The 26,577-nt window shown below is 65.3% G+C and carries 24 protein-coding genes, 1 tRNA gene and 1 pseudogene; 15 read left to right on the plus strand and 11 right to left on the minus strand.

Going from position 1 to position 26,577, the window contains the following annotated elements; translation table 11 throughout:
- From C6W92_RS12115 to glyA, 3 genes are all read left to right on the plus strand, one after another.
- Positions 1 to 362: adenosylhomocysteinase (locus C6W92_RS12115; protein ID WP_164989228.1), on the plus strand; the 362-nt coding region annotated here is incomplete at its 5' end.
- A gap of 11 nt (positions 363 to 373) precedes the next feature.
- Positions 374 to 1,366, plus strand: coding sequence for an adenosine kinase (locus C6W92_RS12120; protein WP_129433571.1), 993 nt, complete (start codon positions 374 to 376; stop codon positions 1,364 to 1,366).
- A gap of 84 nt (positions 1,367 to 1,450) precedes the next feature.
- On the plus strand, positions 1,451 to 2,746 hold the full coding sequence (glyA, locus tag C6W92_RS12125; RefSeq protein WP_129433574.1) for a serine hydroxymethyltransferase: 1,296 nt from the start codon (positions 1,451 to 1,453) through the stop codon (positions 2,744 to 2,746).
- 345 nt (positions 2,747 to 3,091) lie between these two features.
- On the opposite strand, the gene C6W92_RS12130 is transcribed toward glyA, so the two are convergent.
- The 4 genes from C6W92_RS12130 to C6W92_RS12145 form a co-directional block, all read right to left on the minus strand.
- A tRNA-Arg gene (locus C6W92_RS12130) sits at positions 3,092 to 3,168 on the minus strand.
- A gap of 56 nt (positions 3,169 to 3,224) precedes the next feature.
- Positions 3,225 to 4,616, minus strand: a complete 1,392-nt coding sequence (locus C6W92_RS12135; protein WP_129433576.1) for a HAMP domain-containing sensor histidine kinase — start codon at positions 4,614 to 4,616, stop codon at positions 3,225 to 3,227.
- Between the two features lie 22 nt (positions 4,617 to 4,638).
- A complete protein-coding gene (locus C6W92_RS12140) occupies positions 4,639 to 6,057 on the minus strand; it encodes an FAD-dependent oxidoreductase (RefSeq protein ID WP_129433579.1) in 1,419 nt (472 codons plus the stop codon).
- 2 nt (positions 6,058 to 6,059) lie between these two features.
- On the minus strand, positions 6,060 to 6,803 hold the full coding sequence (locus tag C6W92_RS12145; protein ID WP_129433582.1) for a TVP38/TMEM64 family protein: 744 nt from the start codon (positions 6,801 to 6,803) through the stop codon (positions 6,060 to 6,062).
- 268 nt (positions 6,804 to 7,071) lie between these two features.
- On the opposite strand from C6W92_RS12145, the gene rpmH reads away from it, so the two are divergent.
- The 6 genes and pseudogenes from rpmH to C6W92_RS12175 all read left to right on the plus strand — a co-directional run bounded on the left by rpmH (position 7,072) and on the right by C6W92_RS12175 (position 13,066).
- Positions 7,072 to 7,206 (plus strand): 50S ribosomal protein L34, encoded by a 135-nt coding sequence (gene rpmH / locus C6W92_RS12150; protein WP_104020418.1) that lies wholly within the window; start codon positions 7,072 to 7,074, stop codon positions 7,204 to 7,206.
- A 22-nt stretch (positions 7,207 to 7,228) separates the two neighbouring features.
- The gene (gene rnpA, locus C6W92_RS12155; RefSeq protein ID WP_129433706.1) at positions 7,229 to 7,639 is read left to right on the plus strand and encodes a ribonuclease P protein component; all 411 of its coding nucleotides are present in this window, start codon (positions 7,229 to 7,231) and stop codon (positions 7,637 to 7,639) included.
- Positions 7,636 to 7,857, plus strand: a pseudogene (gene yidD, locus C6W92_RS12160) (membrane protein insertion efficiency factor YidD); the annotation flags it as partial. The gene rnpA and the pseudogene yidD, both read left to right, overlap by 4 nt.
- An 88-nt stretch (positions 7,858 to 7,945) precedes the next feature.
- Positions 7,946 to 9,394 carry an IMP dehydrogenase gene (gene guaB / locus C6W92_RS12165; protein WP_104020421.1) on the plus strand — a complete coding sequence of 483 codons (1,449 nt, stop codon included), beginning with the start codon at positions 7,946 to 7,948 and terminating at the stop codon, positions 9,392 to 9,394.
- Between the two features lie 39 nt (positions 9,395 to 9,433).
- A complete protein-coding gene (locus C6W92_RS12170) occupies positions 9,434 to 10,606 on the plus strand; it encodes an RsmB/NOP family class I SAM-dependent RNA methyltransferase (protein WP_129433588.1) in 1,173 nt (390 codons plus the stop codon).
- A gap of 99 nt (positions 10,607 to 10,705) precedes the next feature.
- The gene (locus C6W92_RS12175; protein ID WP_241691150.1) at positions 10,706 to 13,066 is read left to right on the plus strand and encodes an ATP-binding protein; all 2,361 of its coding nucleotides are present in this window, start codon (positions 10,706 to 10,708) and stop codon (positions 13,064 to 13,066) included.
- Here C6W92_RS12175 and C6W92_RS12180 read toward each other — a convergent pair.
- The gene (locus tag C6W92_RS12180) at positions 13,027 to 13,668 is read right to left on the minus strand and encodes a gamma-glutamyl kinase (RefSeq protein ID WP_129433591.1); all 642 of its coding nucleotides are present in this window, start codon (positions 13,666 to 13,668) and stop codon (positions 13,027 to 13,029) included. The genes C6W92_RS12175 and C6W92_RS12180 overlap by 40 nt on opposite strands.
- A gap of 193 nt (positions 13,669 to 13,861) precedes the next feature.
- On the opposite strand from C6W92_RS12180, the gene recA reads away from it, so the two are divergent.
- The 4 genes from recA to C6W92_RS12200 all read left to right on the plus strand — a co-directional run bounded on the left by recA (position 13,862) and on the right by C6W92_RS12200 (position 18,316).
- The gene (gene recA, locus C6W92_RS12185) at positions 13,862 to 14,935 is read left to right on the plus strand and encodes a recombinase RecA (RefSeq protein WP_129433594.1); all 1,074 of its coding nucleotides are present in this window, start codon (positions 13,862 to 13,864) and stop codon (positions 14,933 to 14,935) included.
- Between the two features lie 102 nt (positions 14,936 to 15,037).
- Positions 15,038 to 17,701: an alanine--tRNA ligase gene (gene alaS / locus C6W92_RS12190; RefSeq protein ID WP_129433597.1), complete on the plus strand. Its 2,664-nt coding sequence runs from the start codon at positions 15,038 to 15,040 to the stop codon at positions 17,699 to 17,701.
- Between the two features lie 9 nt (positions 17,702 to 17,710).
- Positions 17,711 to 17,995 carry a DUF1330 domain-containing protein gene (locus C6W92_RS12195; RefSeq protein WP_104020427.1) on the plus strand — a complete coding sequence of 95 codons (285 nt, stop codon included), beginning with the start codon at positions 17,711 to 17,713 and terminating at the stop codon, positions 17,993 to 17,995.
- A gap of 33 nt (positions 17,996 to 18,028) precedes the next feature.
- On the plus strand, positions 18,029 to 18,316 hold the full coding sequence (locus tag C6W92_RS12200) for a DUF1330 domain-containing protein (RefSeq protein ID WP_129433600.1): 288 nt from the start codon (positions 18,029 to 18,031) through the stop codon (positions 18,314 to 18,316).
- Between the two features lie 5 nt (positions 18,317 to 18,321).
- Here the strand turns inward: C6W92_RS12200 and C6W92_RS12205 are convergent, their stop codons facing one another.
- The 3 genes from C6W92_RS12205 to ssb all read right to left on the minus strand — a co-directional run bounded on the left by C6W92_RS12205 (position 18,322) and on the right by ssb (position 21,616).
- Positions 18,322 to 18,999, minus strand: coding sequence for a hypothetical protein (locus C6W92_RS12205; protein ID WP_129433603.1), 678 nt, complete (start codon positions 18,997 to 18,999; stop codon positions 18,322 to 18,324).
- Between the two features lie 228 nt (positions 19,000 to 19,227).
- Entirely contained in the window at positions 19,228 to 21,048 is a 1,821-nt protein-coding gene (gene typA / locus C6W92_RS12210; RefSeq protein ID WP_129433606.1) for a translational GTPase TypA, read from the minus strand.
- Between the two features lie 88 nt (positions 21,049 to 21,136).
- Positions 21,137 to 21,616 carry a single-stranded DNA-binding protein gene (gene ssb, locus C6W92_RS12215; RefSeq protein ID WP_129433609.1) on the minus strand — a complete coding sequence of 160 codons (480 nt, stop codon included), beginning with the start codon at positions 21,614 to 21,616 and terminating at the stop codon, positions 21,137 to 21,139.
- A gap of 190 nt (positions 21,617 to 21,806) precedes the next feature.
- On the opposite strand from ssb, the gene C6W92_RS12220 reads away from it, so the two are divergent.
- Entirely contained in the window at positions 21,807 to 22,400 is a 594-nt protein-coding gene (locus tag C6W92_RS12220; RefSeq protein ID WP_129433612.1) for a lytic transglycosylase domain-containing protein, read from the plus strand.
- 11 nt (positions 22,401 to 22,411) lie between these two features.
- Here C6W92_RS12220 and C6W92_RS12225 read toward each other — a convergent pair whose 3' ends face one another.
- The 3 genes from C6W92_RS12225 to C6W92_RS12235 form a co-directional block, all read right to left on the minus strand.
- A complete protein-coding gene (locus tag C6W92_RS12225; RefSeq protein WP_241691151.1) occupies positions 22,412 to 24,070 on the minus strand; it encodes an ABC transporter substrate-binding protein in 1,659 nt (552 codons plus the stop codon).
- Positions 24,071 to 24,143: 73 nt separating this feature from the next.
- Positions 24,144 to 24,968 (minus strand): AraC family transcriptional regulator, encoded by an 825-nt coding sequence (locus tag C6W92_RS12230; protein WP_129433614.1) that lies wholly within the window; start codon positions 24,966 to 24,968, stop codon positions 24,144 to 24,146.
- 93 nt (positions 24,969 to 25,061) lie between these two features.
- Complete coding sequence (locus C6W92_RS12235) at positions 25,062 to 25,901, minus strand: MoxR family ATPase (RefSeq protein WP_129433617.1); 840 nt, start codon at positions 25,899 to 25,901, stop codon at positions 25,062 to 25,064.
- 156 nt (positions 25,902 to 26,057) lie between these two features.
- On the opposite strand from C6W92_RS12235, the gene dksA reads away from it, so the two are divergent.
- Positions 26,058 to 26,513: an RNA polymerase-binding protein DksA gene (dksA, locus tag C6W92_RS12240; protein ID WP_206018402.1), complete on the plus strand. Its 456-nt coding sequence runs from the start codon at positions 26,058 to 26,060 to the stop codon at positions 26,511 to 26,513.
- Positions 26,514 to 26,577: the final 64 nt, after the last annotated feature.

Consider the following 26,577-nt stretch of genomic DNA (forward strand, 5'->3'; position numbering starts at 1 on the left):
TCAAGAACCACAAGTGGACCAACATCAAGGACCAGGTGGACATGATCGAGATGCCCTCGGGCAACCGGATCATCCTTCTTTCCGAGGGGCGCCTGCTCAATCTTGGTAACGCCACCGGGCACCCGTCTTTCGTGATGTCGGCCTCGTTCACCAACCAGGTCCTGGCGCAGATCGAGCTTTGGACCAGGGGCGAGAATTACGGCAACGAGGTCTATGTCCTGCCCAAGCACCTCGATGAAAAGGTTGCGCGCCTGCACCTGGACCGCATCGGCGTCAAGCTGACCGAACTGCGCCCCGACCAGGCGGAGTATATCGGCGTGACGCCGGAGGGGCCGTTCAAGCCCGAGCATTACCGGTATTGAGGGAGGCCAAGATGACAAAACGCACACCGCATATCGTGGGCCTGGGCAATGCCCTGGTCGATGTCGTCGCCGCCGTGCCACCCGAGGTGGTCACCCGCCACGGGCTGACGCCGGGCGGGATGCACCTGGTCGAAGCCGAGGCCGCCCATGCCCTGTTCGACGAGGTCGGACCGGGCGTGCGCCAGTCCGGCGGCTCGGTCGCCAATACCATCGCGCATCTGGCCGAAACGCCGGTGCGGGGGACCTACATCGGCAAGGTTGCCGATGACGAGCTTGGAGAGACCTTCCGCCAGGAAATGGTGGGACTCGAGCTGGCCGCGCCGGTCGCGGTCGTCCAGAACGACGATCACGGGACCGGGCGCTGCGTGGTCCTTGTCACCCCCGACGGCGAACGCACGATGAGCACCTACCTGGGTGCGGCGACCACGCTGATGCCCTTCGAAGCGCGCGCGGCGCTGCCGGAGGATTTCGACATCCTCTTCATCGAAGGCTATATCTGGGACGCGCCGCATGGCGCGGCGGTGATCGAAACGCTGGCCCAGGTGGCCAAGGCTGCCGGGGCCACCGTGGCGCTGACGCCATCGGATGCAGGCTGTGTGGAGCGAAACATCGAGGTGATGCGCAACACGGTCTCGCGCTATGTCGACGTCCTGATCGGCAATCATGCCGAGATCGGCGCCCTGGCAGGACGCGACGGCGCCGAGGCGGCGCTGGACTGGGCCATGTCCAAGGTCGCCGTCGCCGCGGTCACCGAGCACGAAAAGGGCTCCTGGGTGGCCGATGCGGATGGCCGGCACCACGTGCCCGCGGCACCCGTCGCGCAGGTGGTCGACAGCACCGGCGCGGGCGATGCCTATGCGAGCGGCTTCCTGGCCGGGCTGGCCCAAGGGCACCCGGTGGACCGCGCCGGGAACATGGGCGCGCGGCTGGCGGCCAGCGTGCTGGGCCATTACGGCGCGCGCGACGGCGCTGCGGCCCGCGCCATCGCCCTTCCGGCTGCCTGAACCGGACCCGAGACTGGCCGGAGCGTCACCGCCGCTCCGGCCCCGTCGCCGCCCGCACAACCGACCCAGCGAGAGGATACCGTCATGACCGTGCAATCCCCTGTCGAAACCTTCTTCACTGAACCGCTTTCGTCGCGGGACCCGGAGGTCTGGGACGCGATCTGCAAGGAACTGGGCCGTCAGCGCCACGAGATCGAGTTGATCGCCTCGGAGAACATCGTCTCGGCAGCGGTGCTTGAAGCGCAGGGCAGCGTGATGACCAACAAGTACGCCGAAGGCTATCCCGGGCGGCGCTATTACGGCGGTTGCCAATACGTCGACATCGCCGAGACCCTTGCCATCGAACGTGCCTGCGAACTCTTCGGCTGCCAGTTCGCCAATATGCAGCCCAACTCGGGCAGCCAGGCCAACCAGGGTGTCTTCCAGGCGCTGCTGAACCCCGGCGACACGATCCTCGGCATGAGCCTTGATGCTGGCGGCCACCTGACCCATGGCGCCAGGCCCAACCAGTCGGGCAAGTGGTTCAACGCCGTGCAATACGGTGTGCGCCAGCAAGACAGCCAGATCGACTACGACCAGATCCAGCAGCTGGCCACCGAACATCAGCCGAAAATGATCATCGCAGGCGGCTCGGCCATCCCGCAGCAGATCGACTTCGCCCGCATCCGCGAGATCGCCGACAGCGTGGGCGCCTGGCTGCTGGCGGATGTGGCGCATTTTGCCGGGCTGATCGCGGCGGGGGTCTACCCCGGTCCCTTCCCGCATGCCCATGTGGTCACCACCACGACGCACAAGACCCTGCGTGGTCCGCGTGGCGGCATGATCCTCACCAATGACGAGGCGATTGCGAAAAGGGTCAACTCGGCCATCTTCCCCGGCATCCAGGGCGGGCCTTTGATGCATGTGATCGCGGGCAAGGCCGTGGCTTTTGGCGAGGCACTGCGCCCGGAGTTCAAGACCTACCAGAAACAAGTGGTCAAGAACGCCCAGGCGCTGGCCAATCAGCTTATGAAGGGCGGTCTGGACATCGTCACCGGCGGCACTGAGAGCCACGTCATGCTGGTCGACCTGCGCCCCAAGGGCGTGAAGGGCAACGCCACCGAGGCGGCGCTGGAACGCGCCCAGATCACCTGCAACAAGAACGGCATCCCCTTCGACCCCGAGAAACCGACTGTGACCAGCGGCATCCGCCTGGGCACCCCGGCGGGGACCACCCGTGGCTTCGCCGAACCCGAGTTCCGCCAGATCGGCGACTGGATCGTGCAGGTCACCGACGGCCTGGCCGCCAACGGCGAGGACGGCAACGCCGCCGTTGAGTCCATGGTCGCCGCAGAGGTCGAAGCGCTCTGCGAAGCATTCCCGCTTTACCCAAACCTCTGATCGCAGGCGAGGCGTTGCAGGCAACGCGGCATCGCGATGTCTGGCTCTGCGTCCAACAGCTCCCGTAATCGGCACTGGGCGGCAGACCACCTGCTGTGATCTATTGGCAGAGAAAAAATGAAACCCAAACCGATCAGCAGGTGCAAAGAGTAGCTTAAACTACGCCAGATACTGTCCAACCGATGGGGGAGTAGCTCAATCGCATGGTCCGAGCGACTCGCGGCTTGTTCTGATACAAGCGTATCGGGGCGTCGCAATCTGTTGCCCCAGACGTTACCCCGGCGCGGAAATGAAAAAGGTCGCTTGCGCGACCTACTTTCAAACCCTTGTTATTCTTGGGCTTTGTGGCGGACCGAGGAGGATTCGAACCCCCGACCCCTTGATTCGTAGTCAAGTACTCTATCCAGCTGAGCTATCGGTCCGTCGAGGTCAGCGTTTAGACTTTGCGGTGTGGCGATGCAAGGGGGAGTTGGCGGTTTTATGCCGCGGCGGCGAAATTTCCCTTGGGCAGGGTGATGCGAAAACAGGTGCCGTTCTCGTCGCTGCGTTCGAGGGTCAGCGTGCCGCCGTGGCCACGCACCAGTTCGGCGGCGATCGAGAGTCCGAGCCCGGTGCCGCCACTGCTCGCGCCGCCGCGGAACGGCTCGAACAGATGGTCGCGTGCCTTGGCCGGCAGGCCGGGGCCGGTATCCTCGACCCGGATCACCCAATCCCGCGTGTCGGCCTCGGCGGAGACGATGATGCGGCCCGGCACGCCGGCTCTGACGATCGCCTGACGTGCGTTTCGCATAAGATTGGTGAGCACGCGGTAGAACTGTTCGGCATCGGCGCGCAGCACCACGTCGGCGGCTACGCGGTTCTCGAATCCCACGGCAAGATCGCCCGCGGCAAGGCGTTCGCCCTCGATGGCGTCCGTCACCAGGTCGGCGAGGTTATGGCGCGCCAGTTTGGGCGCGGGCTCTTCGGCCTTGCCGTAGGCGAGGGTGGCTTCGCACAGGTGCACCGCGCGGGTCAGCGAGTTGACCAGCTTGGGGGCCATGCGCCGCACGCGGGGGTCCTCGCTCATCTCCAGCCGGTCGGTGAAGAGCTGTGCGGAGGTAAGGATGTTGCGCAGGTCGTGGCTGATCTTGGCCACGGCACTGCCTAGCTGGGCGAGGTGCTCTTTCTGCTTGAGCGCGGCGGTGAGCTGGCGTTGCAGCGAATGCAGGCTTTCCTCGGCCTCTCGCAGTTCGGTGATGCCCGAGGATGGGGTGATCACGAGGCGGGCATCCTCGGGATCGGCGGCATAGGTCTGCATGGCCCCGACCACGCGGCGGATAGGACGCACGACGAAGCATTGCACCACCACGAAGAGAAGTCCCGCCGTGATCACCGAGATGACCAGCGACAGCCACAGGATGCGCAGCCCGTAATCTATCATCGCTGTGCGCAGATCGCCGGTGTCGAGCGTGATCTCTATGAGGATTCCACCCATGCGCACCGGCTCGCCGATCACGCGGATGACTTCTGGATCAGTTTGTGCGAGGCGGCGGAAGGCGTCCGTGATGAGAGTGACAGCCGACGGATCCCGCAAGTCGAAGCTCTGCGAGACAGGCGCGGGAACCGGCGAGGAGAGGACGAGTTGGCGCGCCTCATCGCGGCGCAGTACCACGTTGAAAACCTCGGCGTTGCGCAGGAGCTCTTCCTCAAGATCGGCGGAAACCTCGCCGCCGGTCAGCAGTCCCAGTGAGGCGATCTGCGCGCGTTGCAGGCGGTCGAGCAGGAACTGTTCGCGGAACCGCGCCACGGAGGGCACGAAGATCAGCACCTCGGCCAGCATCACGAAGATGGCCGTGAGGATCAGGAACCGGCCTGAAAGCGATCTTAGCACGCGTGCCCTCCCTTCAGCGGCGTCAAGGCAGCCAACGCTGCACGAGGCGCACCACCCGTTTCACCATAGCGCTATCAAAGAGCCGGGGCGAGAAATAGGCTCCGGCGACGCGCTTGTTGATTTCGCCCAGCGTGGGGTAGGGCGCGACCATGCCTGCCACGTGTTTCATCTTGAGCTTGTTGGCGATGACCAGTGCCCAGAGGCTGATGAGCTCGCCCGCCTGCGCGCCCGCAATCGAGACGCCGACCGGCCGACCCCGCACGACCATCACCTTGATGAGGCCCGTGGTCTTGCGCTCGGCGATGGCCCGGTCGTTGTGTTTGTAGGGAAAGCGGAGAACCTCGAGATTGCCGGCATGTATGTCGCGCGCCTGTGCTTCGGTGAGGCCGATATGGGCCAGTTCGGGATCGGTGTAGGTGGCCCACGGGATGTGATCGGTGCGATTCTTCGCGGGCAGACCGAGCAGCGCCTGCCGGATGATGAGACCCGCCTGGTAGCCCGCAACATGGGTGAATTGCAGCCCTCCCGCCACGTCGCCGATGGCATGGACGCGCCTGTTGCTGGTGCGCAGCGAGGCGTCCACCTTGATTCCGCGCCTCGTCGTCTCGATGCCCGCCGCCTCGAGGTTGAGCCGGTCGATGTTGGCCTTGCGCCCGACGGCCATCAGAAGGTGGCTGCCCTTGAATACACGGCCGTCCTTGGCCACGACTTCGATGGCGCCTGCCTTACCGGTTATCTCGGCGGCCAACGCCGCTTCCTCTATCGCGATGCCTTCCGCGTCGAAGCGGGCGCGCACGACCTCGACCATCTCGGGATCGTCCTGGCCCAGCACTTTCTCGCCCTCGATCACGGTGACGGCACAGCCGAGACGACGATGCGCCTGCGCCAGTTCCATACCGATCGGGCCACCGCCGATGACCAGCAGGTGATCTGGGCGCTCGCGCAGCTCGAAGATGGTCTCATTGGTCTCGTATGGCACGCGATCGAGCCCCGGAATCGGCGGCACCAGGGGTGAGGATCCGGTAGCGATGACCGTGCGCCGGGCAGAGATGATGTGGGTCCCCGCGCGCACCTCGGTGGGCGAGATGAATTCGCCGTACTCGCGGATCACCCGCACGCCGAGCCCCTCGAATCGCTCCTGGCTATCGACCGGTGCGATCTGCGCGATGATGTTTGCGACGTGATCCTTGGCGGCGGCGTAATCGACCTGCGGGACAACGTCGGCGATGCCGAACTGCGCGGCATTGGCCTGCGCGTGGGCGGCCTTGCCGCTTGCGATCAGCGCCTTGGAGGGGACGCAGCCGAAATTGAGGCAGTCTCCGCCCATCCTGTGGCCTTCGAGAAGGACGACGCTCGCCCCCATCTGCACGGCACCCGCGGCGATTGAAAGCCCGCCCGAGCCGGCCCCGATGACCAGCAGATCCGGTGTCAGTTTGTGCATTCTCAAATGTCCCTTTTCCCACGGATGGCCTTGATGAGCATCGGCAGCGCGGCGAGCGCCGCAAGCCCAAGAATGGGGCCGATGATCTGTGGCTCCCACAAGAGGGAAAGATCGGGTGTGTCACCCCGGTCGAACACCTCGCCAAGCCCCACGCCGATCCAGGTGAATACGATCGCCCCGGGGATGATCCCCAGCACCGTGGTCAGCACGAAGTTGCGAAACCGCACGCCCACCAGCGCCGGTAGCAGGTTGGCCACGAAGAACGGAACCGCGGGCACCAGCCGCATCAGGAACAGCACGCTGATCTCGTTGTCATGCAGGCGCTTCTTGAGCCGCTTGAGACGGCCCTCCGACGTCTCGATCCGTGCCGCGAGGGCCGCGCCCAGCCCCCAGCGGGCGGCGAGGAAGATGGCGATCGCCCCCAGCGTGGCGGCGGTGACGTTGAACGCCGTACCCAACACGAGCCCGAAAAGAAAGCCGCCGGTGACCGAGGCCACCGCCGCCCCGGGCAGCGAGAAGGCGACAATCACCACGTAGGTGGTGATAAAGGCTGCCGTCAGCGCCGCGAAATGGGTGTCGCGAAAGGCTAGGAGCATCTCGCGATGCTCGCGCAGCGTTTCGAAGGTGATGTGCTCGCGCAAGGTGACATAGCCCACCACCGCCGCCACGAGGATAATAGCGAGCGGGACGTGGCGCACGAGGCGCCGCCTCCGGGTCGTGGGCGTGGATGAGGAGCTCTGGTCCATGAGTTCACCGGGTTTGTTCGTTCTCGCTCCTAAATGTACGGTCCGGCGCTCGCTCGCCAGTACCTTCACGAGGGGGTGATCCCGGGTGATGCGCGTCGTGGTTTCTGTAATACACCGAGAGCAGGGGGTGTCCGCGAAAATGCAAGGGAAAATCTCCGGGCGAGGGTTTGACTTGGCCGGGGAGCGTCTTTATAGAACGGGCTTCGAACACATCCGGGCTCGGTGCGATTCCTGTCGCGCGGTGCCCCGCAGAACCGGAGACGGAGCGATGAAACGCACCTTTCAACCCTCGAACCTCGTGCGCAAGCATCGTCACGGGTTTCGCGCGCGCATGGCCACCAAGGCCGGGCGCAAGATTCTCAATGCCCGCCGCGCCCGCGGCCGCAAGTCGCTGAGCGCCTGAGCGCCAGCCCTTCGACATGACCATGACACCGCCGGAGGCCCCTGACAACAAGGCAGGGAATACGCCTCCGGCGGATTCGTCATGTCCGCGCGTTGCGCTGGACGTGATGCGCAAACGCGCCGAATTCCTGGCCGCCGCGCGGGCAAAGCGGCAGGGTACCAAGACGATGATGGTGCAGGGGCGTGATCGGCGCGATGACGATCCCGGCGTCCGCGTTGGATTTACCTGTTCCAAGAAGGTGGGCAACGCCGTGGCCCGCAACCGTGCCAAGCGGCGGCTGCGCGCAGTGGCGCGTGAGATCCTGCCCGCCAGTGGGCAACCGGGTTGGGATTATGTGCTGATCGGTCGGGCGGGAGAGACGGGGCAGCGCCCGTTCGATGAGTTGCGCCGCGATCTCTCCTTCGCGCTCGACCGCCTGCGGGCGCGCGAATGAGCCCGCTCGCCCGCCTGCTCGCGCTGCCGGTCCGGGGCTACCGGCTGATCCTGTCGCCCTGGCTCGGCTGGTCTTGTCGCTATCAACCCACGTGCAGCCAATACGCGCTCGACGCGCTGGAGAGCCACGGAGCATTGCGTGGCGGGTGGCTTGCACTGCGGCGGATCGCCCGGTGCAATCCCTGGGGCGGGAGCGGCTATGACCCGGTGCCGGGCGCGGGCTGCGACTGCGGCGAGAACGCCCTTTCCCCTACCCGTGATACATGCGATAGGGAGCCGCCAAACGAGACATTCACGGAGAGACGGAATGGAGATTCGCGAGGCACTCACCTTTGACGACGTCCTGCTGGTGCCCGCGGCATCCTCGGTACTTCCCTCCGACGCCGACACGCGCACGCGCGTCACCCGCGACATCGCCCTCAACATTCCGCTCTTGAGTTCGGCCATGGACACGGTGACCGAGGGGCGCATGGCCATCTCGATGGCGCAAATGGGCGGCATGGGGGTGATCCACCGCAACCTGACCGTCGAGGAACAGGCCCGCGAGGTACGCCGCGTGAAGCGGTTTGAATCGGGGATCGTGTACAACCCGATCACGCTCCGCCCCGACCAGACACTCGCGGATGCCAAGGCGCTCCAGGAGCGCTACAAGATCACCGGGTTCCCGGTGGTGGACGAGGGCGGGCGCGTCGTCGGCATCGTCACCAATCGCGACATGCGCTTTGCCGAGGACGAGAACACGCCGGTGAGCGTGATGATGACGTCCGACAATCTCGCCATCCTGCGTGAACCCGCCGACCGCGACGAGGCGCGCTCGCTGATGAAGGCGCGGCGCATCGAGAAGCTTCTCGTGACCGACCGCGAGGGCAAGCTCACCGGCCTGCTGACGCTGCGCGATTCCGAGCAGGCGGTGCTCAATCCCACGGCCTGCAAGGACAGGCTCGGACGCCTGCGGGTGGCCGCGGCCTCGACCGTGGGCGATGCCGGGTTCGAGCGCACGCAGGCGCTGGTGGAGGCGGGCGTCGACATGGTGGTGATCGACACCGCGCACGGCCATTCCGAGGGCGTGGCCGTGGCGGTCAAGAGAGCCAAGTCGATCTCGAACGAGGTGCAGGTCGTCGCTGGCAACGTCGCCACTGCCGAGGCCACCCGCGCGCTGATCGACGCGGGCGCCGACGCGGTGAAGGTAGGGATCGGACCGGGCAGCATCTGCACCACCCGCGTGGTGGCGGGCGTGGGCATGCCGCAGCTCACCGCGATCATGGACAGCGCGGCGGCGGCGGGCGATATACCGGTGATCGCCGATGGCGGCATCAAGTTCTCTGGCGATTTCGCCAAGGCGATCGCGGCGGGGGCGTCATGCGCGATGGTGGGTTCGATGCTCGCGGGCACCGACGAGAGCCCCGGCGAGGTGATCCTCTACCAGGGCCGCTCGTTCAAGGCGTATCGTGGCATGGGCAGTCTTGGCGCGATGGCGCGTGGCTCGGCCGACCGCTACTTCCAGAAGGATGCGGCCTCGGACAAGCTGGTGCCCGAAGGGATCGAGGGGCAGGTACCCTACAAGGGCCCCGCGGGCACGGTGCTGCACCAGCTTGTCGGTGGTCTGCGCGCGGCCATGGGCTATACCGGCTGTGCCACCGTGGACGAGATGCGCCACAAGTGTCGGTTCGTGCGCATCTCGGGAGCGGGTCTGAAGGAAAGTCATGTCCATGACGTGCAGATCACACGCGAGGCGCCAAATTACCGAGCAAGTTAGGTTTTTCAGACTCTTGCGATCCGAACTTAAAGTTTCATCATGACCCCGGGTGCGCGCATTTCGGCGGCGATCACGGTTATCAACGCGGTTCGCGGAGGTGCCCCGGCGGAACGGGCACTTACCAATTGGGCGCGCGGTGCGCGCTATGCCGGCTCCAAGGATCGGGCGGCGGTGCGCGATCACGTTTTCGCGGTGCTGCGGCGCTGGCGGTCCTGCGCGGCGCGCGGTGGCGGGGACAGCGCGCGCGCGCTCCTGATCGGGTTACTTCGCGAGCAGGGCATTGATCCCGATACACTTTTCACCAGTGAAGGGCACGCACCCAGGGTGCTTTCCGATGCCGAACGCGCGGCGGGGCGTGCGCCGGACGACGCGGAGGCGCGCGACCTGCCGGATTGGCTCTGGCCGCGCTTCGAGGCCGCTCTCGACAACGGGGCGGCGCAGGCAGCCGAGATGCTGCGCCACCGCGCGCCTGTCACGCTTCGGGTCAATGCCCGGCGGATGTCGCGCTCTGCGGCGCAAGCGGCGCTGGCACGGGAGGGAATCGTCACCCGCCCGCTCGATGAGGCGAAGATGGCGCTGCATGTTCTTGAAGGTGAACGTAAGATATCCATGTCTTCACTTTATAGAACAGGCGCGGTCGAGCTTCAGGATGCCAGCAGCCAGGCGGCGATGGAGGCGCTCGACCTGCGGCCCGGGGCGCGCGTTCTGGACTACTGCGCGGGGGGCGGCGGCAAGACGCTGGCGCTTGCCGCCCGGCTCGACGGGGAATGGTTCGCCCATGATGCCTCGACGCGCCGCATGTCCGACCTGCCGGCCCGCGCGGCCCGGGCGGGGGCAGAGGTTCGGCTCTGTGAAACGCAAGATTTGCAGGGACTTGCGCCGTTTGATGCGGTGCTTTGCGACGTGCCGTGTTCCGGTAGCGGCACGTGGCGGCGTGGGCCGCAGGCCAAATGGAACCTGACGCCCGGCGATCTGGCGGACCTGGGTCGCATGCAACAGGATATCCTCGTGCGGGCGGCGGATCTCGTCGCACTTGGCGGACGGCTCGTTTATTGCACATGTTCTATTTTTATCGAGGAGAACGAGCGCGTTATCGACCGTTTTTTATGTGAATCCGACGATTGGTTCTGTGCAACGTCGCGGCGCTGGCCGATCAGCGAGACCGGGGACGGTTTCTTTTCAACACAGCTTATTCACGAGTCGCGCTCGTAATTGCAATCTTGACGTGATTTTTCCGTTGCCGTTAAGTCTGCCTTAATCGTTTCGTCGCAGGATCGCGCCGGAGAGGTCATAGAGCAAAAGGCGCGGCGGGTGGCATTCCTGACAATATCCGATGAAAACTGGCAGCGCGCCGGACAGCGGCTGGCTCCGCGTGCGGGTATCCTTGGGGCGGCAGCGGCGCTCTTTGCAGCGACAGGCTTTCTGATGGGCAGCGGGCAGGCACGGTGGATGCTGACGCTCGTCGCCGCAATCTTGTTTTGCGCGGCGCTCTGGCTCTGGGTGGTCCGGTATCGCGCCGCGCGTGACAGCGCGGCGTTGCTCTCCCAGGCCGCTGGCGTTATTGAGCACGACCCGCGGCCTCTTCTGTTGTCCGGCCCCGGGGGGGCGATCGTGTTTGCCAATCGCGCTGCGCGCCATGATTTCGCGACGGTAAAGGGAAGCACGCTCACGACCCTCCTGCGCGAGCAGCTTGCCAATCCCGACCCACTTCTGTTCCGAATGGAATCCCGCGCCGCCGCGGTCGGCGCGGCGCGGGAGGACATGGTGACGCGTGCGGGCCACATGAGTCTCTCGGTGCACAAGGCGGGCGAGGCGCTCTACATGTGGCGCATCGAGAAATCCGCGGACCCCCCGCTCAGGGACCCCGAGGCACATCCGCTTCCGATGATGACGCTCGGGCGCAATGGCACCGTGCTCTACATGAACCCGGCGGCGCGCGATTTGATAGGCAGCCGCATCCGCACGCTCGACGAGGTCTGCGGCACCGGAACGGTGCGATCGGGGGCCTTTTGCAAGGTTGCCACGCCGGACGGACCGCTTGATTGTCTGTATTTCGAGCGGCTTGGTATCGCCGGGCGCCGAGAGGCGTATCTCCTGCCGGGGCTCGAGACCGGGCCGGGCGCGGTGGACGGCTGGGCCTTCTTCGACCATTTGCCGGTTCCGCTGCTCAAGCTCGACACCGAGGGCTGTATCCGTCTGTCCAACAGGCCGGCCCGTGTGCTGCTGGGCTGTGAGGAGACAGGCGGCCTGCGGCTTGGCGAGATGCTCGAGGGGCTTGGTCGGCCGGTTGCGGACTGGATCGCCGACGCCGCCGCCGAGCGCGGGACGGTTCATCCCGAGTTCCTGCGCGTGCGGCAGGCCGAGGGCGAGAGGTTTGTGCAGGTGGCGCTCAACCGGGCGCGCGACGGTGACGAGACAGTGCTCATCGCGGTGATGACTGACGCCACGGAACTCAAATCACTTCAGGCGCAATTCGTCCAGAGCCAGAAAATGCAGGCGATCGGCCAGCTTGCCGGGGGGATCGCGCATGATTTCAACAATCTTCTCACCGCGATCACCGGGCATTGCGACCTGATCCTGCTCCGCCACGATCCAGGAGATCAGGACTATGCCGACTTGACCCAGATCACCCAGAATGCCAACCGCGCCGCGGCACTGGTCAGCCAACTGCTCGCCTATTCGCGCAAGCAGACGATGCACCCCCGCATTCTCGATCTGCGCGACACGCTTTCGGATCTCACGCACTTGCTCAATCGGCTCGTCGGGGAGCGGATAACGCTCACCCTGAGCCACGAGCCGGGCCTCGACGCGATCCGGGCAGACAAGCGCCAGTTCGAGCAGGTCATCATGAACCTCGTGGTCAATTCCCGGGACGCCATGCCCAATGGAGGGGATATCCGTATCGTGACGCAGAACATCGCGCTTGACGAGCCGCTGTGCCGCGACCGCGCGGTCGTGGCCCCCGGCAAGTATGTTTCGGTCGAGGTGATAGACGAGGGTGCCGGTATTGGGCCGGACAAGCTCGACAAGGTATTCGAGCCATTCTTCACCACCAAGGGTGTCGGCAAGGGCACCGGGCTCGGCCTGTCGACGGTTTATGGCATCGTCAAGCAAAGCGGCGGCTTCATCTTCGCCGATAGCGTTGAGGGGCGGGGCACGACGTTCCGGCTGTTTTTCCCGGCTCACGCGCATTGCGAGGCCGCGCGGACGGAGGGCGGTGCGGCCTTGCCCGACGCCGCGCGTGGCGCCGGGGTGATCCTGCTCGTGGAGGACGAGGTGCCGGTGCGCGCATTCGCGAGCCGTGCATTGCAACTTCGCGGCTATAGCGTGATCGAGGCAGGCTCTGCCGAGGAGGCGCTCGAAATCCTTGGCGACAAGACGCTTTCGGTGGATGTTTTCGTCACCGATGTCGTGATGCCGGGGCTGGACGGTCCGGGCTGGGTGCAAAGGGCGCTGGCCGATCGCCCGGACGTGCCCGTGGTGTTCGTCTCCGGCTATGCCGAAGAGACCTTTGGCGACGCGCAGGCGCGGTTGCCGAGGTCGGTCTTCCTGCCCAAGCCGTTTTCCCTCGACGAGCTTGTGGAGACGGTGCACCGCTTGGTGCGGAATCCGGATTTGGCCGGCACGGATACTCAGGAGTTGGGCGGCGGGCGCGGCGCGGGGGCCTCATAGTGTCCGTCCGGCCCGATCCCGTCATAGAGCGTGAAGTCATCCGCGTACTTGCGGCGCAGTCGCCCCTCGATACGTGCGGACAGATCGAGCGCGGACTGCGGCGAGCGATTGCAGGAGGGGGGGTCGATGGAGACACCGAGCCTCCGTTCGAGGAAACCGCGCAACCCGTCCTGGTCCTCGTAGCGAAAGAGATGGGTGACGCGGGTACCATTGCGTTGGGGCTCGAGGAACTTCGCCTGGCTGCCGACACGGGCGAAGGGCGGCGCATCTCCGCGGCAATAGGCGGCCACGAACGCGTCGAAGCTCTGGCCGATTGTGCTGTTGGGGTGCCCATCAAGGGCATCGCGGCGACGATAACGGTACCAGCTTCCCAGCCAGTCGATCGGCTCGCGCATCACGGCGACCACGTCCGGATCGGCACCGATGAAGCGTTCGATCATCGGCCGGAAGAAGCGGTTGTATCGAAACACAGGCGCGTGCTTGAGGTCGGGCGGCGCGCTGATCACCATCGCAGCATGGGGCGCGAGCGCGGCCTCGTAGGCGGTACTGCCGGTCTTGGGAACCGAGAGAAGGACAAGGTTCTGTCGAGAGAAAACGAGCAAATCCAGTGTGTCCCGATCCTGGCCGCCAGTTTTGGCATCGGCGTCAATAACTTCTTAACGTCTCGCCGGGATGCTGTCATCACCAAGATTGTCTCTTGTCATGGCGTGTGTTTTGCCCCATGAATGGGAACAATACCAGAACAAAGGCGGGCATTGCTGCCCTCCACGGGGTATGAAATAACGGAGCTACGCAATGGCAACGGCAGACCTACTTTCAATGGACAACAAGCGTATGGCGGACAAGCAGAAGGCGCTGGACAGCGCCTTGGCACAGATCGAACGGCAATTCGGCAAGGGCTCGATCATGAAGATGGGCGGCGACAATCCCGTCGCCGACATCGAAGCCACCTCTACCGGCTCCATCGGCCTCGACATCGCACTCGGGATCGGTGGTATTCCGAAGGGGCGCGTGGTGGAAGTCTACGGACCCGAAAGCTCTGGCAAGACCACGCTCACGCTGCATTGCGTGGCCGAGGAACAGAAAAAGGGCGGTGTCTGCGCTTTCGTCGATGCCGAGCATGCGCTCGACCCGATCTATGCGCGCAAGCTTGGTGTCGATCTCGACGAGTTGCTCATTTCGCAGCCCGACACCGGCGAACAGGCGCTCGAAATTGTCGATACGCTGGTGCGCTCCGGCGCGGTCAGCCTCATCGTCGTCGATTCGGTTGCTGCACTCACCCCAAAGTCTGAACTCGAGGGTGAGATGGGCGATAGCAGCGTGGGCGTCCACGCGCGGCTCATGAGCCAGGCCATGCGCAAGCTCACCGGCTCGATCAGCCGCACCAAGTGCACGGTTGTGTTCATCAACCAGATACGCATGAAAATCGGCGTCATGTTCGGCAGTCCCGAGACCACCACGGGCGGCAATGCGCTCAAGTTCTACAGTTCAGTCCGTCTCGACATCCGTCGCATTGGTGCCATCAAGGATCGAGACGAAGTTGTCGGCAACGCAACCCGCGTAAAGGTGGTCAAGAACAAGGTCGCGCCGCCCTTCAAGCAGGTGGAGTTCGATATCATGTATGGCGAGGGCATCTCCAAGACCGGGGAGCTTCTCGACATGGGCGTGAAGGCAGGCATCGTCGATAAGTCGGGGAGCTGGTTCAGCTATGGTGACGAGCGCATCGGGCAGGGCCGCGAGAATGCCAAGACATTTCTGAAGGAGAACCCGCGGGTCGCGACCGAGATCGAGGACAAGATCCGCGCGGCACACGGGCTCGATTTCGACATGGCCGAAGAGACCGACACCGGGCCCGTCCTCGAAGCCTGAGCGCGGGCGTGCGGCAAGGGGTTTTGGGCTGTGGACACGGGCGGCGCTGACGGCTAAATCGGCACGAACGCCCTGTTTCACAATGCCGGAAGCCCCACATCCATGCCCACGCTCAACGAGATACGCAGCGCATTCCTCGATTTCTTCGAGCGCAACGACCACCGCGTCGTCGAAAGCTCGCCATTGGTGCCGCGCAATGACCCGACGCTGATGTTCACCAATTCCGGTATGGTGCAGTTCAAGAACTGCTTTACCGGGGTCGAGCATCGCGACTACACGCGCGCCGCGACCAGCCAGAAATGCGTGCGCGCCGGCGGCAAGCACAACGATCTCGACAATGTCGGCTACACCGCACGGCATCATACGTTCTTTGAGATGCTGGGGAATTTCAGCTTCGGGGACTATTTCAAGGAGCAGGCCATCCCTTACGCTTGGGATCTGCTGACGCGCGATTTCGGGATCGATTCCTCGAAGCTGTTGGTGACGGTCTACCACACGGACGACGAGGCCGCGGATATCTGGAAGAAATACGCGGGCCTGCCCGACGAGCGGATCATCCGCATCGCGAGCGAAGACAATTTCTGGTCGATGGGGTCGACCGGGCCGTGCGGGCCGTGCACCGAAATCTTCTACGATCACGGCCCCGAAGTGCCCGGCGGGCCGCCGGGCAGCCCCGATGAGGATGGCGACCGCTTCATCGAGATATGGAACCTCGTGTTCATGCAGAACGAGCGGTTCGAGGACGGCTCGATGCGCCCGCTCGACATGCAGTCCATTGATACCGGCATGGGGCTCGAGCGGATCGGTGCGCTGTTGCAGGGCAAGCACGACAACTACGACACCGACCTGATGCGCAGCCTGATCGAGGCGAGCGCGCACGCCACGAGCGCCGACCCCGACGGACCGGGCCGCGTGCATCACCGGGTGATCGCGGATCACCTGCGCTCGACCTCGTTCCTCATCGCCGACGGCGTGATGCCCTCCAACGAGGGGCGCGGCTACGTGCTGCGCCGGATCATGCGCCGCGCCATGCGCCATGCGCACATGCTGGGCGCCAAGGAGCCGGTGATGCACCGGCTGGTGCCCGCGCTGGTGGCGCAGATGGGGCAGGCATTCCCGGAGCTGGGCCGCGCGCAGGCGCTTATCACCGAGACGTTGCGTCTCGAGGAGACGCGGTTTCGCCAGACGCTGGAGCGTGGTTTGCGGCTTCTGGAGGATGAGCTTGGCCACCTGCCGGAGGGCGCGGCCCTCCCCGGTCAGGCGGCGTTCCGGCTCTATGATACGTTTGGGTTTCCGCTCGACCTGACGCAAGACGCGCTACGCGAGCAGGGGCGGGAGGTCGATCTTGCGGGTTTCGAGGCGGCGATGGCCGAACAGAAGGCCAAGGCGCGCGCCGCGTGGGCCGGATCGGGAGAGACCGCTGATCAGCAGGTGTGGTTCGACATTGCCGAGACCCACGGGGTCACGGAGTTTCTTGGCTACGAGACCGAGCGCGCCGAGGGGCGCATCCTGACGTTGGTGGCCGATGGCACCGAGATTGCGAAGGCCGCGCCTGGCACGCGCGTGCAGATCGTGCTCAACCAGACGCCGTTCTATGCCGAGGCCGGCGGGCAGGTCGGCGACACAGGGGTGATCGAGACCGAGAGCGGCCGCGCCCGGGTGAGCGACTGCAAGAAGGTGGCGGGCGTGTTCGTGCACATGGCCGAGGTCGAGACCGGCGAGATCAAGGCGGGCGAGGCGGCGCGGCTCGAGGTTGATCACGAGCGGCGCAGCACCATCCGCGCCAATCACTCCGCCACGCACCTTCTGCACGAGGCGTTACGGCGCGCGCTTGGACCGCATGTAGCGCAACGTGGCAGCCTCAACGCGCCGGACCGGCTGCGTTTCGACTTTTCTCACGCCAAGGCGCTCGATCCCGACGATCTTTCCCGCGTCGAGGCCGAGGTCAACGCCTTCATCCGCCAGAACAGCCCCGTGGAGACGCGGATCATGACCCCGGACGACGCCCGTGCCATCGGCGCGCAGGCGCTTTTCGGCGAGAAGTACGGTGACGAGGTCCGGGTGGTCTCGATGGGGTGGTTAGACGGCTCCGGCAAGGGCACGGACGGGACGACCTACTCGATCGAGCTGTGCGGCGGCACCCATGTGCGACGGACCGGCGACATCGGCACCTTCGCCGTGATCGGCGAAGGGGCGTCGAGCGCCGGGGTGCGCCGGATCGAGGCACTGACCGGGGCGGCGGCATTCGACCATCTCACTGCGCGGAGTGCCGGCCTCGCGGCGGTGGCGGGGGACCTGAAGGCGCGGGCCGAAGACGTGCCCGAGCGCGTCCGCGCGCTGATCGAGGAGCGCCGGGCGCTGGCCAACGAGGTGGCGCAGCTGCGCCGCGAGCTGGCGATGACGGGCGGTGCCGCAGGGGATGCCGGTCCGGAACCGCGGGAGGTGGGCGGTGTCACCTTCCTTGCGCAGGTGCTCTCCGGCGTGCAGGGGCGCGACCTGCCGCCGCTCATCGACGAACACAAGGCGCGTCTTGGCAGCGGTGCCATCTTGCTTATTGCCGATACCGGCGGCAAGGTGGCGGTGGCGGCGGGCGTGACCGCCGACCTTGCAGGCCGCGTTTCGGCCGTGGACCTCGTGCGCGCGGCGGTGCCCGCGCTCGGCGGCAAGGGCGGCGGCGGTCGTCCCGACATGGCGCAGGGCGGCGGCAGCGATATCGGCGGCGCCGAGGCGGCGATCACCGCGGCGGAGGAGGTTCTGGCCTCCTGAGGAGGGTGAATGAGCGTCTATATCATCGGTCGGATCACCATCACCGATCCGCAGGACTATGCCGCTTATGCCGAGCAGACCGAGGCGCTGGCACGCAAGTTCGGCGGTCGGTTCCTGGCGAAGGGCGGGGCACAGACCGTGATCGAGGGCAATTGCCCCGACCGGCACGTCATTATCGAGTTTCCCGACCGTCAATCCGCGCTCGACTGGTACAACTGCGCTGAATATCGCCGTATCCTGCCGCTCGCCCTGTCGGCGGCGAACCGTGACCTTGTGATCGTCGACGGCGTCTGACCTCACCACCACGCCCTGTGAAAGGATACCCCCATGCCCGCACTCTGGATCGCCCATGTCACCGTCACGGATGCCGACGCCTATGGTCGCTACGCGGCGCTCGCCGGACCGGCGATCGCCGCGCACGGGGGCGAGTTCCTCGCGCGCGGAGGGCGGTATGTGCAACTCGAGGGCAAGGATCGCCCCCGAAACGTGGTGGTCCGCTTTCCCAGCCTCGAGGCGGCCGAGGCGTGCTATCACAGCCCCGAATACCAGAAGGCACTCGACCACGCGCGCGGCGCGTCGGAGCGGGAATTGCTGATTGTCGAAGTGACCGACTGATCGCGTCACGGACGCTCATAGTCCAGGCGGACGCGGCCTTCCATTACATCGTCGATATAGGCGCAGGCATCCGGGCGCTGATTGAGGTGAATCCATGCCCAGGTCATGAAGGTATCAGGCGCCATGAAGAGAATGACCGGGTTCAGGAAATCCCGCGAGATTTTCTTGGACTTATCGAGGCCGGTCTCGAAGATGGTGATATCAGCTTCGGGCAGCGACATGACCTGCATGTTATAGGCTACATATTCGCTGGCGGTGATGCAGCTTCCGAACGGGCAGGGTACCTCGTCAAAGGCGGCGTGGGCCAGCTCATGGACGATGATACTCCGAAAGAATGCCTCGGGTGACACGTGAGAGAGGCTGCTGTCGGAGAGGCGCATTGACTGCATGACTTCGGGCAGGGGGATTTCAATTTTATCCTCGCCGCAATAATAAAGGCCCAGACATTTTTCGGGCATCTCGGTCACGACTTCGATGCGTACTCGTCGCTTCTCGGAGATGGGCACGTTACAGGCAGCCAGCTTCTCTGCCGACTCGCGCGCGAAGGCACATACCTTTTGTGCCAGGGCGTCGTCATCGCTCAGAACCTCGAAGCGTGGATCGGGACATTCCAAAGGCTCCGCTCCTGCCGGGGTACCGGCTAGCAGTGCCGCGATCACGATCCATCCAAGCCATCCCGGCATCTGCACCTCCCGCGCGCCCCGGCTGATAGTGGCCCGGACCGCGCGCTGGTGGCAAGCATGTCAACTGGCACAGGCGAGGCGTGCCCTACGTCCCGTGTCGTGTATCTGAGAGAGAGCGATGCGAACACTCCTCGTTATTCTTGATCCTGCGGTGGCCAGCGGCCCTCGTAGCCGAGGACTTTGAGGCATTGAAGCGGCCCGCTGTCATCGCGCCCTCGGCCGCGCGTCTCAGCCCTGCTTGGCGGCGCGCTTGCGCTCGTGCGGATCGAGGTGGCGCTTGCGCAGGCGGATCGCGTTCGGCGTTACCTCCACCAATTCGTCATCATTGATATAGGCGATCGCCTCTTCCAGGCTAAGGGTGATCGGCGTGGTCAGGCGCACCGCCTCGTCGGTGCCGGAGGCCCGCACGTTGGTCAGCTTCTTGCCCTTGAGCGGATTGACCTCGAGATCGTTCTCGCGGCTGTGCTCGCCGATGATCATTCCCTCGTACACCTTGGCCTGCGCGCCGATGAACATGCGCCCGCGTTCCTCGAGATTCCATAACGCGTAGGCCACCGCCTCGCCCGATTCCATCGAGATGAGCACGCCCGCGCGCCGCCCGGGAATCGGCCCGCGATGCGGCACCCAGCCGTGAAAGACGCGGTTGAGCACGCCGGTACCGCGGGTGTCGGTCAGAAACTCGCCGTGATAACCAATCAGCCCGCGCGACGGCACATGCGCCACGATCCGCGTTTTGCCCGCGCCGGAGGGCTTCATCTCGGCCAGTTCGCCCTTGCGCGGGCCGGTGATCTTCTCGATCACCGCGCCGGTGAATTCGTCGTCTACGTCGATGGTGACTTCCTCGACCGGCTCCAGCCGCTCGCCGTTCTCGCCCTCGCGCATCAGCACCTGCGGGCGCGTGATCGAAAGCTCGAACCCTTCGCGGCGCATATTTTCGATCAGCACGCCCATCTGCAATTCGCCGCGGCCCGCCACGTCGAAAGCTTCGCCGCCGGGGGTGTCGCTGACCTTGATGGCGACGTTCGACTCGGCCTCTTTCATCAGGCGTTCGCGGATCACGCGGCTCTGCACCTTCTTGCCGTCGCGACCGGCGAGCGGGCTGTCGTTGATGCCGAAAGTGACCGAGATGGTGGGCGGGTCGATAGGCTGGGCTGCGATCGGCGTATCGACGGCAAGCGCGCAGATCGTATCGGCCACGGTCGCCTTGGACATGCCGGCGATGGTGACGATGTCGCCGGCGTTTGCCTCGTCGATATCCTGGCTGGCGAGGCCGCGGAATGCCTGAATGCGGCTCACGCGGAACTGTTCGATTTTCTGGCCGATGCGGCTGAGGGCCTGCACGGTCTGGCCTACCTTCAGCCGCCCCGATTCGACGCGACCGGTGAGTATGCGCCCGACGAACGGATCGGCCCCGAGCGTGGTGGCGAGCATCCGAAAATCATCGTTGGCCTGGGCGAGTTGCTTCGGCGCGGGAACGTGGTTGACGATCAGATCGAACAGTGCCGAGAGATCGCGGCGCGGCCCGTCGAGCGCGTGATCCGCCCAGCCGTTGAGCCCCGAGGCGTACATATGCGGGAAATCGAGCTGATCGTCGTTGGCGTCGAGGCTGGCGAAGAGGTCGAATACCTCGTTGAGTACGCGGTCGGCCTCGGCGGCGGGCTTGTCGGCCTTGTTGAGTACCACGATCGGGCGCAGCCCGAGCCGCAGCGCCTTGGAGGTGACGAACTTGGTCTGTGGCATCGGCCCTTCGGCGGCATCGACGAGCAGCACGACACCATCGACCATGCTCAGGATGCGTTCGACCTCGCCACCGAAATCGGCGTGTCCGGGGGTGTCGACGATGTTGATGCGGGTGCCTTTCCAGACCACCGAGGTGGGCTTGGCGAAGATGGTGATGCCGCGCTCGCGTTCGAGGTCATTGCTGTCCATCGCGCGCTCGTCCACGGCCTGCCCGGCGCGAAAGGCACCGGACTGCTTTAGCAACTCGTCCACGAGCGTGGTCTTGCCGTGGTCGACATGGGCGATGATGGCGATATTACGCAAATCCATTGGGCGTTGTCCTGATCCTGTTCCGCATGCGCCTTAGACGCCGCGACGCAGAATGACCAGAGGCAAAGCGGCGCGGATGCGCTCGGGATCAGAACGGGATCTCGTCATCCATGTCGCCGGACGGGCGCCCGACCGGGGCACCACCACCGTAATCGCCGCTTCCCTGGCCTTGGTCCTGGTCGCTCCCATAGCCGCCGCCTCCGCCGCCGCTGTCGCCGCGGCCGTCCAGCATCGTCAGTTCGCTGCGGTAGGGCCGCAGCACCACCTCGGTGCTGTAGCGGTCTTGCCCGGACTGATCTTGCCATTTGCGGGTTTCCAACTGGCCCTCGATATAGACCTTGGAGCCCTTGCGCAGGTATTGCTCGGCCACGCGTGCCAGCGGCTCGGAAAAGATCGCGACCGAATGCCATTCGGTCTTTTCGCGGCGCTCGCCGGTGTTGCGGTCCTTCCATGTCTCGGAGGTGGCGATGCGCAGGTTGCACACCTTGCCCCCGTTCTGGAAAGTCCGGGTCTCCGGGTCGCGGCCCAGGTTGCCGATAAGGATCACCTTGTTTACGGAGCCGGCCATCGCGCCCTCCTTGTTCTCGCTGTTGCGCCTTGTCCCCGGTTACACCACCGCAACAGCGTGAAGGAAAGGTTAAAATTCGCGTTCCGACGGCGATTCCCCGCGCTGGTGACAGCCCATTTCGAAAAAGGCTCGAAAATCCTGCGGAATTCTGTATTTTCTGCTCGGAGATGGATCGGGGGGATCAAAAGTGATGCGCTGGATTGGGGTGGCGCTGCTCGTCGTGCTGGCCGGGCCGCAGCAAGGTTTTGCGGAAACGCTCTCGACCAAGGGGCGGCTCGACGTGTTCCAGTCGCAGGCGCGCGTCCTCGACCGGCGGGAGCGGCAAGAGCGCAAGAGCGCCATAAGGCTCGAGCGTCCGGGCTTTGTCACGCCGACGATGTGGGGCGATCTCTCGCCGTCGCCGCAGTTTCGCGGGGCCTATCGCGGCCCTTATCTTGACATGGCCAAGCAGGCGGCGCGCCGTCACGGCATTCCCGAGAGCCTGTTCCTGCGGCTGGTGCAGCAGGAATCGGGTTGGCGGGCTGACGCCGTGTCGCACAAGGGTGCGCTTGGGCTGGCGCAGCTCATGCCGCAGACGGCACGGTTGCTGGGTGTCAATCCCCGCGATCCGCGGCAGAACCTTGAAGGCGGTGCGCGGTACCTCGCCGCACAGCACCGCAAGTTCGGCTCGTGGCGGCTGGCGCTGGCGGCGTATAACGCAGGGCCGCAGGCGGTGGAGAAATACGGCGGCGTGCCCCCCTACAAGGAGACGCGCAATTACGTGCGGGTGATCCTCGGGAGCTGATCCACGCGCGGTCAGGCGGCGAAACCGATCCGGTACAAATGGATTTCGTGGGCTGGATGCTTGGCGGCATTCACGAGCCGCCCGTTGTGATGATTGTGCAGATCCCGCCAGTAGGGCTGGATGATGACCCCCTCCTCGCGCAGAATCGACTGAAGCCGTGCCATGACCTTGCGGCGTTCGTCGGCATCGAAGAGGGCATTGGCTTCGTCCAGCAAGGCATCAAACTCGGCATTGGCAAAGCCCGTCTCGTTCCACGCCGCGTTCGAGCGGTAGGCCAGGCCGAGCACCTGAACGGCGAGGGGACGGTGGTTCCACTGTGTGCCGGAGAACGGGTACTTGCGCCAGTTGGCCCAAAAGCTCGCCCCCGGCACGATGCGCCGCTCCACCCTGAGGCCGGCATCGCGAAGCTGTGCCGCGACCGCGTCGCCGCTGTAGCGCTGCCATTCGTCATCGAGGGTAACCAGCTCGTGCTTGTAGCCCATGAGCCCCGCCTCGGCCACGAGGCGGCGCGCCTCTGCCGGGTCGTAGGGCACCGGACCGAGATCGGCATGCGCGGGCTGCAGCGGGCTCACGTGATCGTTGTTGGCGACCGTGCCGCGCCCTTCATGGCCGAGCTCGAGACAGATCGCGTTATCCACTGCCAGTGCCAGCGCGCGGCGCACGCCCCGGCGGGCATAGGGGTTGGTGCCGACTATGCGCGCGTTCTGCGCACCGCGAAACACGATGGTGGCGGCGCTCTCGACGCGGGTCGCGGTCCAGCCGATGGCGTCCATCGCCGGGATGAAGGCACCGACGCTCTCGTAGAGCAGGTCGATCTCATCCGCCTCGGCGGCGGCGAGCCAGGTCGTCGGGTTGGTTCCGAGGTCGATGAATTCCACCCGATCAAGCCACGGTCCGCCGAACACCTCTGTTCCCCACCAGTTGTGATCGCGGTTGCGCTCGAGAACGCAGTGCTCGCCCACCCTCAGGCTGACCGGGCGAAACGGGCCTGTGCCGATGCCATGCGCAAAGGGATCGCCGCCGTCATAGCTTTGATGCACGATTGCCGAAGGGTAATCCGACATGCCAGCGATCAGCGTGATGTCGGGGCGGTCGAGCCGCAGGGTGACGGTGAGCGGATCGGTGATCTCGATCGCACCCTCGCGTACCTGCCCGGTGGCGAAGTCGATCAGCGCAGAGAACCGGCTGGCCATTGAATTGCCTGGCGCGGTGCTGTCGCACCAGCGTGCAATATTGTGCGCGACATCGGCGGCGGTGAACGCATCGCCATTGTTCCAGCGCACGCCGGGGCGCAGGTGCAGCACGTAGCGGGTGGCGTCGGCACTGACGTCCCAACCCTCGAGCAACATGCCGCGAAATGTGCCGTCGCGGCGGTATTCCACCAGGTATTCGAGAAAACCGCGGACCTGGTTGCCCATCTCGCTCCAGTCGAAGCTGCGCGGATCCCCGAGCGGCTTCACGTTCTGCTGGATGCGCAACGTGCCGCCCTGCGCGATGGCTGTTTCCGCGTGCGCCGAGCCCGGCAATCCGGCGAGCGACAACGCCGCGCCCGCCCCCAGCCCGAGCGCGGTGGCATGGCCGAGAAATGCGCGTCGTCCCATCCGGCCCGCGCATAGATCGTCGCACAGCGTGGCGAGACCGGGGTGATGGGGCGGGACAGGGCGCGGCATGGCAGGATTCTCTCGCTTGGGGACCGCTTCCATTAGAGCCCGGCGTGCCCGCGCACGCAACCCGGATGGGTCGTCAGATAACCTGCCGGGCCGCAGTGGCGACGGGAGAGGCGATGCGCGCGCGGGCGGCGCTGCGCAGGTCCGAGGGCGTCCGGCCGGTGTGGTGCAGGATGAAGCGCGAGAAGTAGGCAGCGCTGCCGAAGCCAAGTTCGGCGGCGATCTGCGCCATCGGGCGATCACTTGCCTCGATCAGGTCGCGTGCGGCATGCAGGCTGCGTTCGGTCAGCAACTCGGCGGCGCTCAGCCCCGAGAGGCGCCGGCAGACGCGCGTCAGGTGCGTCGGCGTCACGCCCAGCGTGCGGGCGTGGTCGGCCATGCTGCGGGTGCTGGCGTGGTGGCGCTCGATCAGCGCGGCGTAGGCCCGCACCAGTCGTTCGGCGGCACCGGAGGCGGGCTCTTCGGGTTGCGAGAGCATGGCGCGGCGCAGCCAGACGCTCATCAGGGCCGCCTGCGCGTCCACCACCTCTTCCGAGAACGGGCGCGCGTCGTTCTGCTCGCGCTGCATCCCCTCGAAGATAGCTGTCAGCTCGTTTTGGCCCATGACGTCCCGGATTCGCATGTGCAGTGGCCGGTCGGGCATAGGCGCCGTGGCCTGCGCAGGCATCTCGCAGACGAGGCCAAAGCCGGTCTTGCCCGGATCGAGCGAGAACATCGTGCGAGCGGGCAGTACCAGCGCGTTGTGCACGCCTATGCCCCGGCGCACGCCCTCGACCACGGCTACGCCCTGTCCGCGTGTCATCCAGACAAGGGCGTGGCAGGGGCAGGAATGCTGCAGGGTGAGCCGCCATTCGGCCCCGTGCATCCACTGCACGAGCGTCATCACCGTTGCATGATCCATGCGCGCCTCCTTGATCGGAAAGATCGCCTTTGGACTACTGATGTCATGGATCAGACCAGATGTCAGGGATGAAATGCCTGCTTCTGGAAAACCTCAGCGCTGCCGCCGAGCCATGAAGGCGAGCCGCTCGAACAGGTGCACGTCCTGTTCGTTTTTCAGCAGTGCACCGTGCAGTTTGGGCAGCGCGTCAGCCCCGTCGCGCCGCAGATCCTCGGGCGAGAGATCTTCGGCGAGAATCAGCTTAAGCCAGTCGAGCACTTCGGAGGTGGAGGGCTTCTTCTTGAGCCCCGGCGTGTCGCGAATCTCGTAAAACTGCGTGAGCGCGGTGGCCAGCAGGGCCTCCTTGAGGCCGGGATGGTGCACCTCCACGATTCGCCTGAGCGTCTCGGCCTCGGGGAACCGGATGTAGTGGAAGAAACAGCGCCGCAGAAAGGCGTCGGGCAATTCCTTCTCGTTGTTGGAGGTGATGATGATGACCGGGCGGTGACGGGCGCGCACCGTCTCGCCGGTTTCGTAGACGTGAAATTCCATCCGGTCGAGTTCCTGCAACAGGTCGTTGGGAAACTCGATATCGGCCTTGTCGATCTCGTCGATGAGCAGCACCACGCGCTCCTCGGAGGCAAATGCCTCCCAAAGCTTGCCGCGGCGGATGTAGTTGGACACATCGTGCACGCGTTCGTCGCCGAGCTGGCTGTCGCGGAGGCGGCTGACGGCGTCGTACTCATAGAGTCCTTGCGCCGCGCGGGTGGTGGATTTGACATGCCATTCGATGAGTCGCATCCCCATCGCCTGTGCCACTTGGCGCGCCAGTTCGGTCTTGCCGGTGCCCGGCTCTCCCTTGACCAGGAGGGGCCGTTCGAGCGTGACGGCGGCATTGACCGCCACGGTCAGGTCGCCGGTGGCGACATAGGCATCGGTTCCTTCGAATTTCATCGGTCGGACGGCCCCTTTGTGCGCGGAAATGGAAACAATGTCGGGAACCTAGACGCTTCGCCCGGCCACATCAATGGCGCGTGATTGGCTAGTGACATTCCCCGGCGCCGCGTGTAGATGAGCGCTCGAAGGCACCGACTGTCTGAGGAGTTCATGATGCCGGACACTGGCCTTGACGAGGGGATCGAGATGAAAGCCGAAGTGTTCTTGCCAGAGGATTACACGCCCGCAGAAAACGAGCCGTTCATGAATGAGCTGCAGTTGGAGTATTTCCGCCGCAAGCTGGTGCGCTGGCGGCTGGAATTGCTCGAAGGCAGCCGCGAGGCAATCGAATCCCTGCAGGACGGGACAAGAGCAATTCCCGACGTGGCCGACCGAGCCAGCGAAGAAACCGACCGCGCGCTGGAACTGCGCACCCGCGATCGCCAGCGCAAGCTGGTAGCCAAGATCGACGCCGCGCTCCGCCGCATCGAAGACGGGGAATACGGATATTGCGAGGTGACGGGCGAGCCGATCAGCCTCAAGCGGCTGGACGCGCGCCCGATTGCCACCATGACGCTCGAGGCACAGGAACGCCACGAACGCCGCGAAAAGGTACATCGCGACGACTGAGGCGCTGCTTCGGGCGACGGGAACGGACAGGCGCGCGCCGGAGCATTCCTCCGGCGCGCGTCTT

It is taken from the genome of Roseovarius sp. A46 (genome assembly GCF_004126395.1).
GTDB classification, from domain to species: Bacteria; Pseudomonadota; Alphaproteobacteria; order Rhodobacterales; family Rhodobacteraceae; genus Roseovarius; species Roseovarius nitratireducens.